Source organism: Desertimonas flava (assembly GCF_003426815.1).
Lineage (GTDB): Bacteria > Actinomycetota > Acidimicrobiia > Acidimicrobiales > Ilumatobacteraceae > Desertimonas > Desertimonas flava.
In genome coordinates, this window is sequence record NZ_QKYK01000008.1 from 167,064 (window position 1) to 184,545 (window position 17,482).

Sequence of the window (17,482 nt, forward strand, 5' to 3'; positions counted from 1 at the left end):
CCCCGCGATTCGACCGCCGGCGCAACCAGAACCTAACATCAGGTTCAGTTCGCGGTAACATGGCACGCGAACGAGCCCGACAGCACCCGGCGCGCCGGTGCACCGATCGAACCAGGGGGTAGCCATGACGAGCAGCGCCAAGCCGGCGTCGCAGGGACTCCACCACGTTGCCTACGCGTGCAAGGACATCCACGAGACGCATCGCTTCTACGAGGACCTGATGGGGTTCAAGCTCGTCCACACCGAGGTGGAGAACTTCGAGAACGGCGGCTTCTTCCGCCACACGTTCTACGATCTCGGCGACGGCAACTGCATCGCCTTCTTCGACGTCCACGGCGTCGGCGAGAAGGAGGGCTGGAGCAGCGAGATCTCCAAGGGCAACGGCCTGCCGGTGTGGGTGAACCACATCGCCTTCAAGGCCGACGTCGACCAGCAAGAAGCCGTCCGCGAGCGGATGACCGCCGCCGGCATCAAGCCGCTGATGGAGGTCGACCACGGCTGGTGCCACTCGCTGTACTACCTCGATCCCAACGGGATCATGGTCGAGATGTGCCGTGACACGCCCGGGTTCACCCCCGAGCCCGAACGCGCCCTGTCGCTGCTCGACGCCACCGAACGCTCCTACGACGAGGACAAGACGATCACCGTATGACCCCGGTGAACCGGGAGTTCGTCGGGCTCCCCTCCCCCGTCGTCGGCCGCGCCGGCGCCGGCGGCTACCCGTGTCAGGGCCTCTACCACACGCCCGCCGGCCAGCCCGCTCCGACCACGGCGTTCATCGCCACGCACTACAACGTCGACTTCTCCGAGCACTACCTGGCCGACTTCATGGCCGCCCGCGGCTTCGGGTTCCTCGGCTGGAACACCCGCTTCCGCGGCAACGAGGCCTACTTCCTGCTCGACCACGCCCTCGCCGAGATCGCCGTCGGCGTCCGCTGGCTGCGAGAGCATGGCGTCGAGAAGGTCGTCCTGCTCGGCAACTCCGGTGGTGGATCGCTGATGGGCGCATACCACTCCCAGAGTCGCGGCCCGATCATCCGCGGCGCCCGTGACCGCGACGTCATCGAAGCGGCGCTCGACCTGCCGCCCTGCGACCTGTTCGTGTTCCTGGCCGCCCACCCCGGCCGGCCCGAGGTGCTCACCGACTGGATGGATGCCTCGGTCGTCGACGAGTCCGACATCACGTCCGTCGACCCCACGCTCGACCCGTTCGCGCCGGAACACGGCCCGCCGTACTCGCCCGAGTTCGTCGTGCACTACCGGGCCGGCCAACGCGACCGCAACGCCCGCATCACGGCGTGGTGCCACAGCGAGCTCGACCGCCTCGCCGCCCTCGGCATCTCCGACCGGGTGTTCACGATGAGCCGCACGTGGGCCGACCTGCGCATGATCGACCCCACGCTCGACCCGTCCAACCGCAAGCCCAACTGGTGCTACGGGGGCGTACCCAAGCGTGCCAACTCCGGCGTGTTCGGCATCGGCACCACCAACACGTGCCGTACGTGGCTCAACATGTGGAGCCTCACCGACTCCGACTGCAGCGCCACCAAGCACCTGCCGCGCATCGACCTGCCCACGCTGCTCGTGCAGCCCGACGCCGACTGCGGCGTGTTCCCGAGCCAGGCCGACGCCATCTTCGAAGGGCTCGGCGCGACGGACAAGGACTACGTCACGCTGCCCGGCGATCACTACTTCGTCGAGCCGGCGGGTGCACGCGACCGCGTCGCCGACGTCGTGGCCGACTGGGTGAACGCCCGCATCTGAGCCGAAACCAACGGTGCTGATCGTCGCGATATGTCCGGCACGATCTCCACCTCACCGACCCCTCCCGACCCATGAGGGCGGTGGAACTAGTCCAACGTTGACTGGAGTCCGGCCGCGGCGATCACCCGGGACACTGCCGAGGAAGGCCTCTCGAAGCGAACCTCGATCTGCAGGATCGCTGCACGTTGTTTGAGGGTGACGAGTGAGCGCAGTCCGGTCGAGTCGAGGAACTCCAGTCCGCTGAGGTCGATCGCCAGCTTCGAGTGGTGCGCGGCAGCGGCGGAGAGGGTGTCCTCGACCCAGTCGGCCTCGTTGACGTCGAGTTCGCCTGCCAACGTCACTGTCAGGGTGTCGTCGGGATGAGAGTCCATCTCGACGTGGAACGTATCGTCGCTCGACACGCGCCAAGTATTGCCGGTGAATGGCGTACGTTGCACAAGTGGCGGGTTCACGGAAGCGCAACGTGGGTACGGGCGAACCGATGGCGACGACGTTCCTGCCTCCGCCTCACGTGACCAGGACTCTCACCGGTGTCGCTTCGGTGCGCGAGGCGCGTCAGGCGGTCGCCGGGTTGCTCTCGGCAGTCGATCCGGCTGACTGGCACGCCGACGCCGCAGTGGCGGTCAGCGAACTCGTCACCAATGCAATCGTCGCCGCCGGGACGTGTGAGCTGGCTGCTTGGTTCTCACCTGAAGCCAACTGCCTCCGAGTCGAGGTCACCGACACATCGGAGCACCTTCCGGTCGTCCAGCCGCTCGACAGCCCGCGAGTCGGTGGACACGGACTCCGGATCGTCGAGGCCTTCAGCACGCGCTGGGGAGTGACGACCCATCCGGCATCGAAGATCGTCTGGTTCGAGATCGACGGCTGAACCGACCCGAGCACGTCGACCTCGTCTCCTCGTTCCTCGTGTGGATCGACAACGCCTTGGCCGGTTGACCCTCACAGCGTTCGGCACCGGGCCCGATGCGACCACGCGTCCCCGACGCCGACCGCGCGGCCAACTACCATCCGCGATGTCCCGAATGCCGCCCAAAGGACTCCGATGACCGATCAACCGCCTGTCCCGGTCCTCGTCGCCGACGACGACGCCGACATCCGCGAGCTCGTGGCCTTCAAGCTCGAACAAGCCGGATTCGCCGTGACGTCGGTCGGCGACGGAGCCGCCGCTCTCGACGCCGTACGCGCTTCGCCCCCTCGCATCGCCATCCTCGACGTGATGATGCCGGGCCTCTCGGGGATCGACGTGCTGCGCGAGATCCGCGCCGACGAGAACCTCGGCGGCATGTGCGTGATCCTCCTCACCGCCCGCTCGCGCGATCTCGACGTGGACGCCGGCTTCGCCTCCGGGGCCGACGACTACGTGATCAAGCCGTTCAGCCCGCGCGAGCTCGTGCACCGAGTCACGGCGCTGCTGCAGCGCACTTCGTGAGCGACCTCGTCGACGCCCGGCTGCTGATCGTCACCAACGTGGTGGTCGCAGCGGTGTGCGTCGCCCTCGTCGTCGCCACGATCATCACCAAGGTGCGCCGGCACCGAGCCGAACGGCAGACCGAGCTGCGCCACCACCTCGTGCGACCGCTCGTCGTGGCGGTGGCCGCCGGCGAGGACGACGACGGCACCGCCGAGGCGGCGCTCACCGCCCTGCCCCCGCCGGCTCGCGCCGACGCCGAGGCGGTGATCCTCGGCATGCTGTCGAAGATCCGCGGCGAACCGGCGACCAGCCTCGTCCGCATCCTCGGCGACTTCGGCTCGATCCGCCGGGCCCTCGACGATCTCGACTCACGATCGGTCGTCCGGCGGTCACGGGCCACGTGGCTGCTCGGCATGACGAGGGACCCGGCCGTCGCCCCGGCGATCCGGCCCCGGTTGGGCGATCACGAGGCGGAGGTGCGCCTGCTCGCCGTCGAGGCGCTCGGGCGCATCGGCGACGCCGACTCGGCCACCGCCGTGCTCGACACCCTCACCGACGGACGGGGCCAGCCCGGCGTGCCGGCCGCCTCAGTGGCCGAAGCGCTGATGGCGATGGGCCCCGGCATCGCCGAGCCGCTGCGGCGGGCGCTCGACGACCCGCGAGAGTCGGTGCGCGAAGTCGCCGCCACGGTCGCCGGCCACGGCCTCTTCGGCCAGCTCACGCCTCGGCTCCTCGACCGGGTCGACGACGACCTGTCACGCACCGTCAGGGCCAGCGCAGCGCGCGCCGTCGGCGCGATCGGCGGTCACGCCGCCGTCGAGGTACTGGCCCGGGCGACCGCCGCCGGCAACCCCCCGGCCGTCCGCCACGCCGCCGCCGCCGCGCTCGGCGAGCTCGGCCAGCGCGAGGGAGTGGCCACGCTCTGCGCCCTGCTCGACGACGACGACCGCCGGCTTGCCGAGATCGCCGCGCTCAGCCTGCTCGACCTCGGCCAACCCGGTCGCAACGTCCTCGTCAGCGCAGCCGCGGGCGACGACGGTCCGGGCAACGCCGCTGCGGCGTTCATCCTCGACGTCCACCGCCTGCAGACCGCCGGTCGCCAACGATGACCGGCACCACCGTCATCGCGGCGTCGATCGCCGACCGGGCCGCGGACGTGGTGGAGACGATCATGAACGCCGCGGCGATCCCGGTCATCGTCTACTTCCTGCTGATCAACACGTCGCTCCTGGCGCTGATCGTGCTCGCCGCGCTCGACTTCCGCCGACACAAGCGGCGCATGGAGTTCGCCGGACGCGAGCAGGCCGTGTCGTCACGCCTCGCCCCGGGGATCTCGGTCATCGTGTCGATGTTCAACGAAGAGGCCGGCATCGTCACGTCGATCACGTCGCTGCTGTCACTGCGCTACCCCCGCCACGAGGTGGTGGTCGTCGACGACGGCAGCACCGACGCCGGCTTCGAAGCGCTGCGCGCGGCGTTCGACCTCGTGCCCGTCTCGCGCTCGCTGCCCACCGACATCCGGAGTCGGCTCTCTCCCGAGAGCGTGCACATCCCTCGCGATGGCCGCACCCGCCTCACGGTGATCCGCAAGGCGAACTCCGGCCGCTCCGACTCGCTCAACGTCGGGATCAACGCCGCCGTCGAAGACCTCGTCGTGTTCGTCGACGCCGACTCGATCCTCGAACCGGACGCCCTGTTGACCGTGTGCAAGCCGTTCGCCGACGAACCGACCCGCATGGTCGCAACGGGTGGCGTGATCCGCGCCGTCAACGGCTGCCGGACCCGGGCGGGGCGCGTCATCGAGGTGCGCAACCCGCCGACCTGGCTGCCACGCATCCAGGTCGTCGAGTACCTGCGGGCGTTCTACCTCGGCCGCGCCGGCTGGTCGCGGCTGCAGTCGCTCATCCTGATCAGCGGCGCGTTCGGCGTGTTCCGCCGCGACGTCGTCGTCGAGGCCGGCGGGCTCGACCCGACCACGATCGGCGAGGACTTCGAGCTCGTGCTGCGCATCCACCGCAACATGCGCCGGGCGAAGCGGCCCTACGCCGTCCGGTTCGTCGCCGAGCCGGTGTGCTGGACCGAGGTGCCGAGCACGCGCCGCGTGCTGCGCAGCCAACGGGCTCGCTGGCACCGGGGCCTGTGGGAGACGCTGTGGGCGTACCGTCACATGACGTTCAACCCGCGCTACGGGCGCGTCGGGATGGTCGCCGTGCCGTACTACTGGTTGTTCGAGCTGATCGCCCCACTGCTCGAGCTCGTCGGGCTCATCCTGGTCGTCGCCGGACTGATCCTCGGGGTGGTGAACGTTCCGGCCGCCCTGCTGTTCGTGCTCGTCGCCTACGGCTACGCGATGCTGGTCACCTTGTCCGCCCTGGCCATCGAGGAGTTCACGTTCCACCGCTACCCCCGATGGCGTGATCTCGGCACGTCGGCCCTCGCCTCCGTGCTCGAGAACGTGGGCTACCGCCAGGCCACCGCCTGGTGGCGGCTGAAGGGGTGGTGGGCGAGCCTGACGGGCCGCAAGCAGGTGTGGGGCACGATGACTCGGCAGGGGTTCGGCCCGTCGGGCGAATCGGGACCGGGCGTCTCGTGACCGCAACGAGCGCGGGACGCTCGGTCCTCAACACGCTGCGATTGTTGACGCTGGCGATGCTCATGCTGGCCGTGATCGTGGCGTTCCTGTCACTGGTCTCGCTCCGCCGGGCCCATAGCGACATGAGCCATCGGGTCAACGTGCTGGCGCCAGCGTATCTCGAGAGCCTCGACCGCCTGCGCCTCGTGTCAGACACCAACGCGCTGATCTTCGTCCTCGTCGCCAGCGGCCGCTCGGCGACGGCGATCGAGACCGAAGCGTTCGACGACGCCCGACGCCGATCGGCGGCGATGACTGCCGAGCTGGCCGATCTCATCGAAGACGAGGAGACGCTCGCGTTCGCCGAACGGGCCGAGGAGTCGATCGACCAGTGGTGGGCCCAGGCCGCCGAGGTCGTGCTCGACGGTGACGCCGCGTCCGAGTCGTTCGGCGAGCTGGTCAGCCGGTTCGCCGACGTTCGGCAGACGAGCGGCGAGCTGGGGATCGCCCTGAAGGCGCGGCTCGACTCTCACTGGCAGGCCTCCTCGCACGACCTCGAACGCAGCGCCGTGATCGTGATCGCCGGCACGCTGACCGCCGCCGGGCTGACCGCACTCCTCGCCCGGCTCATCGCCCGCTCCGTCAGCCGGCCCGTGCTCGATCTCGCCGTGATCGCCGGCCAGATCCGCGAAGGCGACGTCGACAGCCGCGCCGACGAGGAGCGCGGTCCACGAGAGGTGCGGCAGCTCGCCGCCGCGTTCAACGCGCTCACCGCCGAACGCAACGCCAGCGTCGCCGCTCGCGACCTCTCGCTCGACATCGCCGCCGCCCTGCGCGACGCCGAATCCGAGGCCGAAGGGCTCGTCGAGCTGTGCAGGCGGCTCGGACGGGCCCTCGACGTCGACCGCTGCGACATCTTCTCCGGGCCCGACGGCGAGGTCTGGAGCTTCCAGTACGGGTGGCAGCGCGAGGGCCTCGACGAGGAAAAGGAGATCGACCTACCGAGCCGCGAGTTCGCGACGGCGTGGGTCCACAGCAGCAACGCGCCGATCGGCGTCGAGGTGCGGTCGATCCCCGACGCCGAGGCACCCGACACGCTCGGCGGCGACATCGGCCGCTCGATCGCCCGAGCATTCCGATACCGCGCGATGTTGAGCGCGCCGATCCGGCTCGACGATCGGGTGGCCGGCGTGTTGCTCGTCCGCGTGCACGAGACCCCGCGGGAGTGGACCGACGCCGAAGTCTACGCGGTTCGCCAGGCGAGCGAGCACGCGGCCAACGCAATCGCCCAACGCCAGTATCTCACCAGCCTGGAAGCGCTGGATCGGCAAAAGAGCGAGTTCCTCGCCACGGCCAGCCACGAGCTGCGCACCCCGCTGACGTCCATCGCCGGCTACCTCGAGGTGCTCGAGGACGGCGACCTCGGCGAGATGACCGACGCGCAACTGCGGGCGATCGCGGTGATCCGCCGCAACACGGCGCGCCTGCGTGGCCTGATCGAGGACATCTTGGTCATCAACCGCATCGAGGAGCGAGGGCTGATGGCCACCTTCCTCCCCGTCTCCATCGCCCGGCTCCTCGCCCACCTCGCCGAGGAACTTCGTCCCATCGGCGCCGAGGCCGGAGTGGCGCTGACGATCGACCCGCCGAGCGAGGACGTCACCGTCGACGGCGTCGCCGATCAGCTGGGACGGGCGCTGACCAACGTGATCGGCAACGCCATCAAGTTCACGCCCGCCGGCGGCCATGTGTCGGTGCGATGCGTGACGACCGAAGCCGAGCCCGACGCCACCGGTGGGGGCTCCGTGCAGATCGTCTGCTCCGACACCGGTGTCGGCATCCCCACGGGTGAGCTGGACCTGCTGTCCACGCGCTTTTTCCGCGCCTCGAACGCCACCGCCCAGGCGATCCCCGGCACGGGCCTCGGCCTGTCAATCGTGCGCAGCATCGTCGAGCTGCACGCCGGCACGCTGGCCATCGACTCCGAAGAGGGCGTCGGCACCACGGTGACGATCACCCTGCCCCGCCGCCCCGCCACGCCCGCGTGACGATCAGCAGACGGGTCTGAGCCGGACCTCACGGTTGGTGCCCGGCTGACACCAACCGTCTGGTGGACGCATCGGCCGGCGGGATAATTCACGTGATCGGTCGCGGGGGCGTCGTTACCCTCCGCCGCGGTGACGACGCTCGAGCCCAGCCAGCCGCCGACTCGGACCCGCCGCCTCAGCCGCCGGGACCTGCTGGCCCTGCTCGGGGCGGGCGCTGCCGGCCTCGGAGCAGCCGCCGCCGTCGGGCCGGCACGGTTGCTGCACGCCAGCACGCCGCCCGACGGCCCGACCGTTCCGGTGCCGACGTTGCCGCCGCAGCTGCTCGCTCCGATCCAACCCGACACCGTGGCCGACCTGGCCGCCGACCTCGGGTGGGACGTCGAGGCGATGTTCCGGTTCGTCGCCGACGAGGTGGACTACCACCCCTACAGCGGCGTCCTGCGCGGGGCGACGGGCACGCTGTGGAGCCGGGCCGGCAACTCGGCCGACCGGGCGCTGCTGCTCGGCGCCCTGCTCGACGAAGCTGCCGTGCCGTGGCGGCTCGCCGTCGGTCCCCTCGACGCCGAGGCGGCCGAGCAGCTCGCCGATCGCCAACCGCCGACCGTCGACGACGCCCGGCGCCGGGCCGCCGAGGTCTTGCTGCCACCCGACGTCGCCGCTGCGTGGGACGGCCAGGGATCGTGGACGCGCACACCCGAGATCGACGAGCTGTTCGCGACCGCCCGCCAGCGCGTGGAAGACACCGTCGAGGTGGTCACCGACGCCCTCACGGCAGCGGGCGCGGCGCCCGCCGATGTGCCCGTGGCGATCCCCGCCGACGAGCTCGACCAGCACGTCTGGGTGCAGTACGCCGACGGTCCCGACTGGATCGACCTCGATCCGCTGGGCCCGGATGCCGTCGCCGGGACCGCCTACGGCACCAGTGCCGAGACGATGGAGACGCTGCCCGACGATCGCTACCACACCGTCACGCTGCGCGTCGTCGGCGAGGTGGTCGCCGGTGGTGCGCCGACCCGCACCGAGCTCGTCACCCACACGGTGCGCAGCGCCGACGTCGCCGACACGCCGATCTACGTCGTGCACGCCCCGACGAGCTGGCTCGACATCACGACCGGGCTCACCGGCGATCAGCAGTACGTCGCGACCATCATCGTGGGCGACCTCGCGGTGGAAGGCGTCACGCCCGTCGTGCTCGGCACGGGCGAGGGCATCGTCGACGTTCTCGGCGACGGCAGCTCGCCGGCCGAGGGCCAGACGATCGCCGAGTGGTTCGAGGTCGACGTCACCGTGCCTGGCGCCGGCACGCGGACCGCCAGCCGCCTCCTCTACGACCGCGTGCCCGGCGACCGCCGAGCCGCAGGCGAGCTCCAGCTCGACGACCTACCGCCGATCGTGACGACGCACATCGACGACGAGATCGGCGACGTGTTCAAGCCGTTCGCCGCACCACACGTCGTGGCGATCACCGCGCACCCACTGCCATCGGCGGCGTTCGGCCGGATCGGCGCCGATGGCCCGGCCTTCCCGTCGACGGTGGACGAAGTGGTCGCCAGGAGCGTGTTCACCACCGGCCACGCCCGCAACCTCGTCGCCCTCGACCAGCTGACGAGCACCGGTGTGACCAGCTTTGCCGACGAACCAGTCGTCGCGTCGATTCACATGGCACCGGACGACACGTCGGGCGACGAGACCATCACCCTCACGGTCGATCTCGTCCACGTCCACCGCCGCGCGGTCACGCTCGACGGAGCCCCGTCGGCGGGCGTGGCGGGAATCGTCGCCGGCGCGCTCGACCACGCTGGTGAACGGTTCGTCGTCGATGGTGTCGGTCCGCTGCTGACGTCGGGTCGGTTCACCGATGCCAGCCCCGGCCGGGTGTTCGAGCTCGCCCGCGAGGCCGGCATCGGCGTCACGACCCTGGCCCCCGGTTCCGATGTGGCGATCGACGGTCTCGGCCCTGAACCGCGGACGTTGATCGACGCCGCCCTGGCGGCCGGCCGTTACGTCGTCGTCCCCGAGCGAACGGTCGAGCTGGCGGGCGCCCAGCGCATCGGATGGTGGGAGTACGACCCGCTCACCGGTGCCGCCGTCGACCGCATGGACGATGGCGGCGGCGCATCGGCCGGCGAGTACGCGTTGCTCCTCCGCGTGGCCTCCGCAGCCGCCTGCTTCGTCGCCGGTGCCCTCGCCGCCCTCGTGCTCCTCAACGCCGCCCAGGGCATCGGGCCCTCGTCACTCGCCCACGACATGGCCAACTCGACGCTGATCGTCGGCGCCGGTGCCGCGTGCGTGGCCTGACCCGGGCGCGCCCCGCCCATCGGCTCCGAGCCGTCGCGGCCGCGATGACGGCGGCGGCGCTCGCCGGGCCGCTCCAGGTGACGGCGTCGGCCCCCACGACGCCGGGCGACGAGAGCTGCATCCCTGCCGCCGAGCCGAACAGCGACATCGCCCACGCCCAGACGCTGCCGACAGCGGAGGTGTGTGTCTCCGCCACCAACGCCGAGGGCCGCCAGAGCGTGTACTGGTGGACGCTCGACGAAACCGCCGCCGCCCAACGCTGGACGCTCGAGATGTCCGCGGTCCCAGGCCAGGCGGTGACGCTGCAGGTGCATCGCGTCGAGGTCGACGCCTCCGGCCTCACGCTGAGCGACGTGACGCTCGCCAGCGCCGAGGGCGGCCCCGGAGAGGGAGCAGCGATCACCGACACCCTGTTCCCACCGGGGCGGTATGTCGTCGGCACCGTCGCCAGCGGACCCGGCGCTTACGACCTGCACATCGCACCGGGCGCGCCGATCCCCGCCCCGGCCGACACCGAGCCCAACGACAGCGCCGACCAGGCCGCCGTCGTCACCGGCGCGTTCGGAGTGTCCGGCGATCGTTCCAGCACGGCGGACTGGTACGCGTGGACCGTCGACGACACCGCCGGCCCGTGGCAGCTCTCGCTCCAGGTGCCGGCGGCGACGACCGGTGAGCTGCGACTGAGCGACGCCTCGGGCGCAGAGCTCATCCGTGGGGCCGTGAACCCCGAGGGCGTGTTGCGGGTTCCCGACATCGCCCTGCCTGCCGGGCAGTACTTGGTCGAAGTCACGTCGTCCGCCGATGCGCTCGCTCCCTACGTGCTGGAGGCGTCCGCCGCGGCACCACCTGTCGACGCGGGCGCCGGCACCGACGCCACCGTGGAAGCCGAACCCAACGACACCATCGCCGGCGCCACACCCGTCGCCATCGGCCCGGGGTCGACGAGCGTCGGTGGCCGCCTGGCCACCGTGGGCGACGGCACCGACATCGACATGTACCGGTTCGCCATCGGCGCCGACACGGCCGGACGCCTGCTCGACGTCAAGCTCTTCTGGCGCGACGGATCGAGCCGCGAACTGTGCCTCGTCGACGACGCCGGGACGGAGCTGCAGTGCGACACCGGTGACCGCACGGTGGCGTTCAACGACGTCGTCCTCGACGCCGGCGACTACGGCGTCACCGTGTCGGGCGTGGCCGATCCCGACGGCCCGTACGTGCTGCGCTTCGACGTGACCGAACAGGCCACGTCGGGGTTCGAGGCCGAGCCCAACGACCGCATGGACCAAGCATCCCCGATGGCCGTCGACGACGAGGGCTTCGCCGCCAGCGGGCGCTTGTCGGCGGGCGTCGGCGCCGACACCGACACGTTCCGCTTCACCGTCGACGGCGAACCCCAGCTGTGGGAGATCACGGCGACGGGCGAGGGCGTCGAGGGAATCGACGCCCTCGACGCCACCGGATCGTCGGAGCTCGGCGGATCGCTCGGCGACGGCGCGGCGATCATCACCGACCTGTTCCTGCTCCCTGGCGAACATGCGGTCGCCGTCGCCGGGGCGAGCGGCGACTACACGATCACAGCCGTGCCGCTCGGCCCGCCCGACCCCTTGGGCGAGCGCGAACCGAACGACACCGCCGACCGGTCCGAGGCCCTTCGTCTCGCCGAACGCCACGTGGGCCGGCTGGTGCTGACCGACGACGTGGACTCCTACCGCTTCGCGCTGCGCAACGACAGCTACGTCGAGATCGAGGTGGAGACGCCACCCGACGGGCAGGTGGAGCTGCAGCTCTCCCGCGGCGCCGACACCATGGGCACCACGAGCAACGGCGTGCCCGGCGAGCCGATCGGCTACGACGCCGTCCTGCCACCCGGCGACTACTCCCTCCAGCTCAGCGCGATCACGACGAGCGACGAGCCGTATCACGTCACGGTGACGCCCCTCGACCCCTTCCGCGCGCCCGACGACGCCGAGCCCAACGACCGTGCCGAACTGGCGTCGCCGTTCCCGCTCGACGGCACGGCGTCGGGCACCATCGACGCCGGCAACCCGTTCGGCGACATGGACTGGTACGCCATCGCTGCCTACGACGCGCCCACCACGGTGACCGTCCGCGTGGAGGGCGAGGCGATGACCGTCGAGGCCAGCAGCGCCGGCACCGCAGATGCGCCGGCGACGCCGCTCGCCGTCACTCCCACCGCCGAGCTCGACGAGTACACGATCGAGGTGCCGGCCGCCACGCCGTTCGCCGTCGGCGTGCGGGGCACCGGTGACTACGACCTCGCCATCACGCCGTCGGCCGGCACCGGTCCGAACGAGGTCGCCGACACGCTCGCCGTCGCGTGGGTCGGCTGCGACGACGACGTCGCCGCCTACTGGCACGAGAGCCAGCGGCTGTCGTGCCAGCTGGAGGTCACCAACGACGGCGACGTCACCGTCGACGTGGCCCTCGATGCCGTGACGGGTGACTACCGATGGAACGTAGCGTTCGACGACGAGGCACCGACGGTCGCCGCCGGTGAGACGGCCGAGATCGGCGTCACCGTCACCGTCGCCCCCGACGCCTGGGCGGACGACGCCGTGCTCGTGGCGGCGCGGGCCCAGACCGATGACGGCTGGCAGTCGGCGACGACGACGATCGTGCCATCTCGCGACGCACTGCCGCTCGACCCCGTGCCGTACGAGCCGCTGCCGTCGGAGTTGCTCGGCGGCCTCGACGCCGCGTCGTCGGGGTTCGGCGCGGTGCCCGTGGCGGTGGACGAGACGGCGGCGACCGAGGAGCTGCTCCTCCACGACGGGCTCGCCGCGGTCGGCCAGGGCTGGACGGGATCGGCCATGGAACTCCCCGCCGAGTTGACGGTCGACCTCGCCAGCGACGAGCCGGTGCCGGTCGTCGGCTTCACGCTCAACGCCCGCGGCGGTCTCATCGGCGACCAGCTGCGCGACTTCGACATCGAGCTCTCGCTCGACGGCGAGACGTTCACGCCGGCGCTGTCCGACGCGATGGAGGCGGTGACCGACGAACAGGCCTTCGTCCTGGCGGAGCCGACCGACGCCCGCTACGCCCGCCTCCGGCTTCGATCGACGCAGAGCCCGGCCGCCAACAGCGTGTACCTGGCCGAATGGGGCGTCATCGCCGAGACCGGGTGGACGCCGAACGGCACCGGCGCGTGGTTCAACCTCGCCGCCCCCGAGCTGGGCGGTCACGTCGTCGCCGTCCAACCGGCGTTCGGCGCGACCGCCGACCTCCAGACGATCGCCGTCGAGGACGGCACGCGGGCGACGGGCACCGCGCAGCCCGGTTCCAACGTCGAGATCGTCGTCGGATTCGAGCACGACCGCGCCGCCCAGCTGGCCGCCCTGGCCTGGACCGATCCTCCCGACACGGACCCCGCGACGCAGTTCGCCGCCGTCGACGTGGCGGTGAGCGTGGTCGGCGGTGCCGGGCCCTGGACCGAGCTCGGGCGCTGGACGCTCGAGCGCGGCAACGGTCCGATCCCGCCGTTCGTGCTCCCGGCCGGCACGTGGGCGCGCTTCGTCCGTCTCACCGGCACGGCGCCGTCCACACCGTCGGTGGACGGGACGACCCCGGGCGGGTCGATGGCGGCAGACGACTCCGCCGCCGCAGCGGCAGATCCGGTCACGTGGGAGGCCCCCGACGTCGTGCGCGTCCTCGAGGCGCCGGTCGCCGACGACTACCGGTCGATCCTCGGGCAATGGGGATTCGAGTCGAGGGCGTCGGCCTACGAGCGAACGGTCGCGGTGACGGTTGACGAGCTGGGGCCCGACGCCGGCGACACCCAGGAGGAGGCGACGTCACTCGAACTCGGCGCCACCGTCCACGACAGCGCTCAGGTCGGCCGGGACGACGACTGGTACCACGTCCAGGTACCGGCCGATGAGTCGGCGCTGGAGCTCACCGTCGGTGGTACGCCGTCGGTCGACGTCGACGTCGTCGTCTTCGACGACGCCGGGCGTCCCGTGCCGGTGGAGGCCGAGCCGTCGGCATCGGGCACCGCCACCGTCTTCACCGCCGTCGTCGAGCCCGGTGGCGAGTACGACGTCCAGGTGGTGGAGCCGCCGACGTCGGTCGTCTTCGCCTTCGACACCAGCATGAGCATGGGGCCATATGCGTCGGCCGTGTACCGCGGCGTGGCCAACTACGCCGGCGACGTGGAACCGGGGCAGGAGACGGTGAACGTGCTGCCGTTCGGCGCCGACATGCTGCTCGACGGCTGGGTGGACGAGCCGTACCTGATCCAGGCGGCCGTGAACGACTACCCGCGCTCGGAGACGTCGAGCGACGCCGAGGGTTCGCTGGTGCGTTCGATGGACGAGCTCGGGAACCAGCCGGGCGCGCGGGCGATCGTGCTCGTCACCGACGCCCAGACGAACGCCGACGCCGGCCAACTCGACCAGCTGTGGTCGTCGTTCGGCGCCACGCAGCCTCGCGTCTACGCCGTCCACGTGGCCGGCGGCACGCCCGTCGATCAGGACCTGATGGAGGACTGGGCGGCCGTCAACAACGGGCTGTACACGTACGTCACCGACCAGGGAGGCATCGACGTCGCCTTCGACCGGGCGGCGACGGCGCTGCGGCGGCCGTCGCCGTACTCATTGACCGTGGTGCCCGTCGAACCGCCCACTCCCCCGACGACCACGACCACGACGATTGCCGCGCCCACGACGACGACGACGATTGCCGCGCCCACGACGACCACCAGCACGTCGACGATCCCTGCCACCACGACGACCAGCACGACGACCAGCACGACCACGTCGAGCACCACGACGACGCTCGCCGCTGGGCCTGGTCTGATCGCCGTGCCGGCACTCGCCGTTGCGGCGGGCGGTCCGGGCATGGCGACCGCCGGTTCGGCGTCGGTCGCGATCATCCTCGACACGTCGGGGAGCATGCTGCAGCAGCTCGACACCGGCGGCCGCCGCATCGACGCCGCTCGCGGCGCGCTCGAGACGTTCGTGACCCAGACCGTGCCCCCCGGCACCAACGTGTCGTTGCGCGTGTTCGGTGCCGCGCCGGACTCGTGCGAGACCAGCCTGCTCGTCCCGCAGTCGCCCCTCGACCCGGTGGCGATGGCCGCGGTGGTGCGTGACGTGTCCGTCGTCGACGGCGTCCGCACGCCGATCGGTGCGTCATTGCAGCAGGTGGCCGGTGATCTGGGGACCGGTCCCGGTCCGAAGATCGTCGTGCTCGTCACCGACGGTGAGGAGACCTGCGGGGGTGACCCCGCGGCGGCTATCGACGCCCTGGTGGCCAGCGGGATCGACGTACGCGTCAACATCGTCGGCTTCGCCCTCGACGACCCGGCGCTCAAAGCCCAGTTCCAGGAGTGGGCGCGGCTCGGCAACGGCCAGTACATCGACGCCGCCGACCAGGCGTCGCTGACCGCGGCGATGACGATCGCCGTGCAACCGACCTACGACGTCATCGACGCCGCCGGCACCATCGTGGCGTCCGGGCAGGCCGGCGGCCTGCCGGTGTCGGTCCCGGCCGGCTCGTACACCGTCGTCGTCCACACCGCCCCGGAGCGACGCCTCACCGTGACCGTGGTCTCCGGTCAGCGGACCGACGTCGTCGCCGGCTAGCGCGGCGTCGACGCGGACTCACGCGCGGCGAGCCGTGACGCCGCCTGACCTCACTGTTGGCGCCTGGCACCAACCGTGAGGTCAGGCTGGCGGACGGTCAGTCGCCGCGCTGGCGCTTGACGAACTCCTCGAGGCGCTGAACGGCGCGCGGCCGGATGTCGGCGCCCTGCTGGTCGTCGTCGCCGCCACCCACCGTCGAATGGGCGGCCACGAAACTGGCCACGATCCAGCCCGGCACGTCCTCGCTGAAGTCGACCTCGAGCACCGCAGCACGCTGCTCGTCGTTCAGCGACTCCCACCAGCGTTGTTCCAGCTCATCCATCTCGTCGGGCATCTGGGCCTCCACGCCTCTCTCCACGACCGATCCAGCGGCCCACCGACCTCAACGACCATGCCGCCCGCCCCCGTGACGGGAGCGGGCGGCGGTGCTGGTCGATCAGGCGACCTCGGTCACGTCGACGAGACGATCCTCGTCGGGCTGGTAGAAGACCGACTGCCCGCCCACGGCGGGGTCGACCTCGAACGTCAGGGCCAGCTCGACCGACTCACCGTTGGCGAGATCGGCCTCCTCGACGATCTCCTCGTCGTTCTCGGCCTGGGCCGCGGTGGCGACGTTGTCGGCCGTGTCGAGGAACCCGTGGGCGTCCTGCAACACGAAGTCGTCCATAGCCACGCCGAAGGTGTCCTCGGTGACCATCGACGTGACCGTGACGGTCACGCGGAGATACTCGCGTCCTTCGTCAGGAGCGTTGTCGGGGTCGTAGTCCACCCAGCCGGGCTCGATGGCGCCGACGGCGATCGAGGCGACCTCGTTGCCTTCGTCGTCGAACACCGTCACGGCGCCGGCGGGCGCCGGGGCGGCCTCGCCGACGGGAGCGCTACCCACGCTCGTGTCCGCGGGCATCGAGGGAGCCGGGGCGGTCGCCATTCCTGTGTCTGCCGGGGCCGAGTCGGCGGTGCCCATGACCGGTTCGGTGTCCGGTGGCACCGAGGCCACCGCCGCTCCGGCGGGTACGAGCGCAGCGAGTGCGGTGACGGCGGCGAGATGATGTCGACGCATACAGATCCTTTCGTCCGGTCGGCCACGGGGCCGACGCATCAGCGCGATGAGCGCAGCCGACCACTACCCCGCCGGTCGCGCGTCTAGACACGCCTGGTGCGGGTACGAATCCACCGTGGAGACGACGCGGAACTTCCGGGACGAGGCGGTCGAACGCATCGAGAGCAGCACCGCCGTCGACAAGCTCGCAAGGGTGGTCGACGAGGCATCCGAACGTGTGGTCACGCCCGCACTGCGCGGTCCGCTTCGCGGCGACTGGATGGGCCACGCGCTGCACCCGTCGCTGACCGACATCCCGCTCGGCTGCTGGATCGGGTCCACCGTGCTGGACCTCACTGGTGACCGGCGTGGCGCTCGCCGCCTCATCCTCGCTGGTGTGGTGGCCGCCGTGCCGACGATCGCCAGCGGCCTCGCCGAGTGGCGGCGCATCGTGGACACGAAGACGCGCCGGCTGGCCTCCGTTCACGCCACCGGAGCGAGCCTGACCACGGCGATGTACGCGATGTCATGGTGGAAGCGCGGGCGCCACCCGTTGAAGGCCACGGGCTGGAGCCTGGCCGCCGGCGCGACGGCGATCGTGACTGGTTGGGTGGGCGGTCACCTCGCGTTGGTGGACGGTGTTGGCGGTGGTCGTCGTGAGCCGCGGTCGGCCGCCCCCGCCGATCCGCTCGTCGACGCCATCGCCGCCGCCGTCTGACCTCGCTCGAGGCCCACGCGATGCGT

The 17,482-nt window shown here is 71.2% G+C and carries 13 protein-coding genes; 10 read left to right on the plus strand and 3 right to left on the minus strand.

Going from position 1 to position 17,482, the window contains the following annotated elements; translation table 11 throughout:
- Window positions 1-124 precede the first annotated feature (124 nt).
- Window positions 125-652 (plus strand): VOC family protein, encoded by a 528-nt coding sequence (locus tag DN771_RS12195; RefSeq protein ID WP_116997652.1) that lies wholly within the window; start codon window positions 125-127, stop codon window positions 650-652.
- Entirely contained in the window at window positions 649-1,764 is a 1,116-nt protein-coding gene (locus DN771_RS12200; RefSeq protein ID WP_116997653.1) for an alpha/beta hydrolase, read from the plus strand. The genes DN771_RS12195 and DN771_RS12200 overlap by 4 nt, the downstream gene beginning before the upstream one ends.
- 86 nt (window positions 1,765-1,850) lie before the next feature.
- Here the strand turns inward: DN771_RS12200 and DN771_RS12205 are convergent, their stop codons facing one another.
- Window positions 1,851-2,165, minus strand: coding sequence for an STAS domain-containing protein (locus DN771_RS12205; protein WP_116997654.1), 315 nt, complete (start codon window positions 2,163-2,165; stop codon window positions 1,851-1,853).
- A 38-nt stretch (window positions 2,166-2,203) separates the two neighbouring features.
- On the opposite strand from DN771_RS12205, the gene DN771_RS12210 reads away from it, so the two are divergent.
- The 7 genes from DN771_RS12210 (at window position 2,204) to DN771_RS12240 (ending at window position 15,699) form a co-directional block, all read left to right on the plus strand.
- Window positions 2,204-2,635, plus strand: a complete 432-nt coding sequence (locus tag DN771_RS12210; RefSeq protein WP_116997655.1) for an ATP-binding protein — start codon at window positions 2,204-2,206, stop codon at window positions 2,633-2,635.
- A gap of 174 nt (window positions 2,636-2,809) precedes the next feature.
- Window positions 2,810-3,196, plus strand: a complete 387-nt coding sequence (locus DN771_RS12215) for a response regulator transcription factor (RefSeq protein WP_116997656.1) — start codon at window positions 2,810-2,812, stop codon at window positions 3,194-3,196.
- Complete coding sequence (locus DN771_RS12220; RefSeq protein WP_116997657.1) at window positions 3,193-4,287, plus strand: HEAT repeat domain-containing protein; 1,095 nt, start codon at window positions 3,193-3,195, stop codon at window positions 4,285-4,287. Before DN771_RS12215 ends, DN771_RS12220 begins: the two co-directional genes overlap by 4 nt.
- Window positions 4,284-5,771: a glycosyltransferase family 2 protein gene (locus DN771_RS12225; RefSeq protein WP_205528553.1), complete on the plus strand. Its 1,488-nt coding sequence runs from the start codon at window positions 4,284-4,286 to the stop codon at window positions 5,769-5,771. Before DN771_RS12220 ends, DN771_RS12225 begins: the two co-directional genes overlap by 4 nt.
- Window positions 5,768-7,798 (plus strand): ATP-binding protein, encoded by a 2,031-nt coding sequence (locus DN771_RS12230; RefSeq protein ID WP_116997658.1) that lies wholly within the window; start codon window positions 5,768-5,770, stop codon window positions 7,796-7,798. Before DN771_RS12225 ends, DN771_RS12230 begins: the two co-directional genes overlap by 4 nt.
- A gap of 129 nt (window positions 7,799-7,927) precedes the next feature.
- Entirely contained in the window at window positions 7,928-10,096 is a 2,169-nt protein-coding gene (locus DN771_RS12235) for a transglutaminase domain-containing protein (protein ID WP_116997659.1), read from the plus strand.
- Window positions 10,084-15,699 (plus strand): VWA domain-containing protein, encoded by a 5,616-nt coding sequence (locus DN771_RS12240; RefSeq protein ID WP_116997660.1) that lies wholly within the window; start codon window positions 10,084-10,086, stop codon window positions 15,697-15,699. Before DN771_RS12235 ends, DN771_RS12240 begins: the two co-directional genes overlap by 13 nt.
- Before the next feature lie 97 nt (window positions 15,700-15,796).
- On the opposite strand, the gene DN771_RS12245 is transcribed toward DN771_RS12240, so the two are convergent.
- Together DN771_RS12245 and DN771_RS12250 are read right to left on the minus strand one after the other, a co-directional pair.
- A complete protein-coding gene (locus DN771_RS12245) occupies window positions 15,797-16,057 on the minus strand; it encodes a hypothetical protein (protein WP_162941855.1) in 261 nt (86 codons plus the stop codon).
- A gap of 78 nt (window positions 16,058-16,135) precedes the next feature.
- Complete coding sequence (locus DN771_RS12250) at window positions 16,136-16,759, minus strand: hypothetical protein (RefSeq protein ID WP_116997662.1); 624 nt, start codon at window positions 16,757-16,759, stop codon at window positions 16,136-16,138.
- A 115-nt stretch (window positions 16,760-16,874) separates the two neighbouring features.
- Between DN771_RS12250 and DN771_RS12255 the strand changes: the two genes are divergently transcribed.
- Entirely contained in the window at window positions 16,875-17,456 is a 582-nt protein-coding gene (locus tag DN771_RS12255; protein ID WP_162941856.1) for a DUF2231 domain-containing protein, read from the plus strand.
- Window positions 17,457-17,482 lie beyond the last annotated feature (26 nt).

Bases quoted from the DNA above. Each gene is read 5' to 3' on its own strand.
- DN771_RS12195 (WP_116997652.1), top strand. From the start codon at position 125: ATGACGAGCAGCGCCAAGCCGGCGTCGCAGGGACTCCACCACGTTGCC.
- DN771_RS12200 (WP_116997653.1), top strand. From the start codon at position 649: ATGACCCCGGTGAACCGGGAGTTCGTCGGGCTCCCCTCCCCCGTCGTC.
- DN771_RS12215 (WP_116997656.1), top strand. From the start codon at position 2,810: ATGACCGATCAACCGCCTGTCCCGGTCCTCGTCGCCGACGACGACGCC.
- DN771_RS12225 (WP_205528553.1), top strand. From the start codon at position 4,284: ATGACCGGCACCACCGTCATCGCGGCGTCGATCGCCGACCGGGCCGCG.
- DN771_RS12250 (WP_116997662.1), bottom strand. From the start codon at position 16,759: ATGCGTCGACATCATCTCGCCGCCGTCACCGCACTCGCTGCGCTCGTA.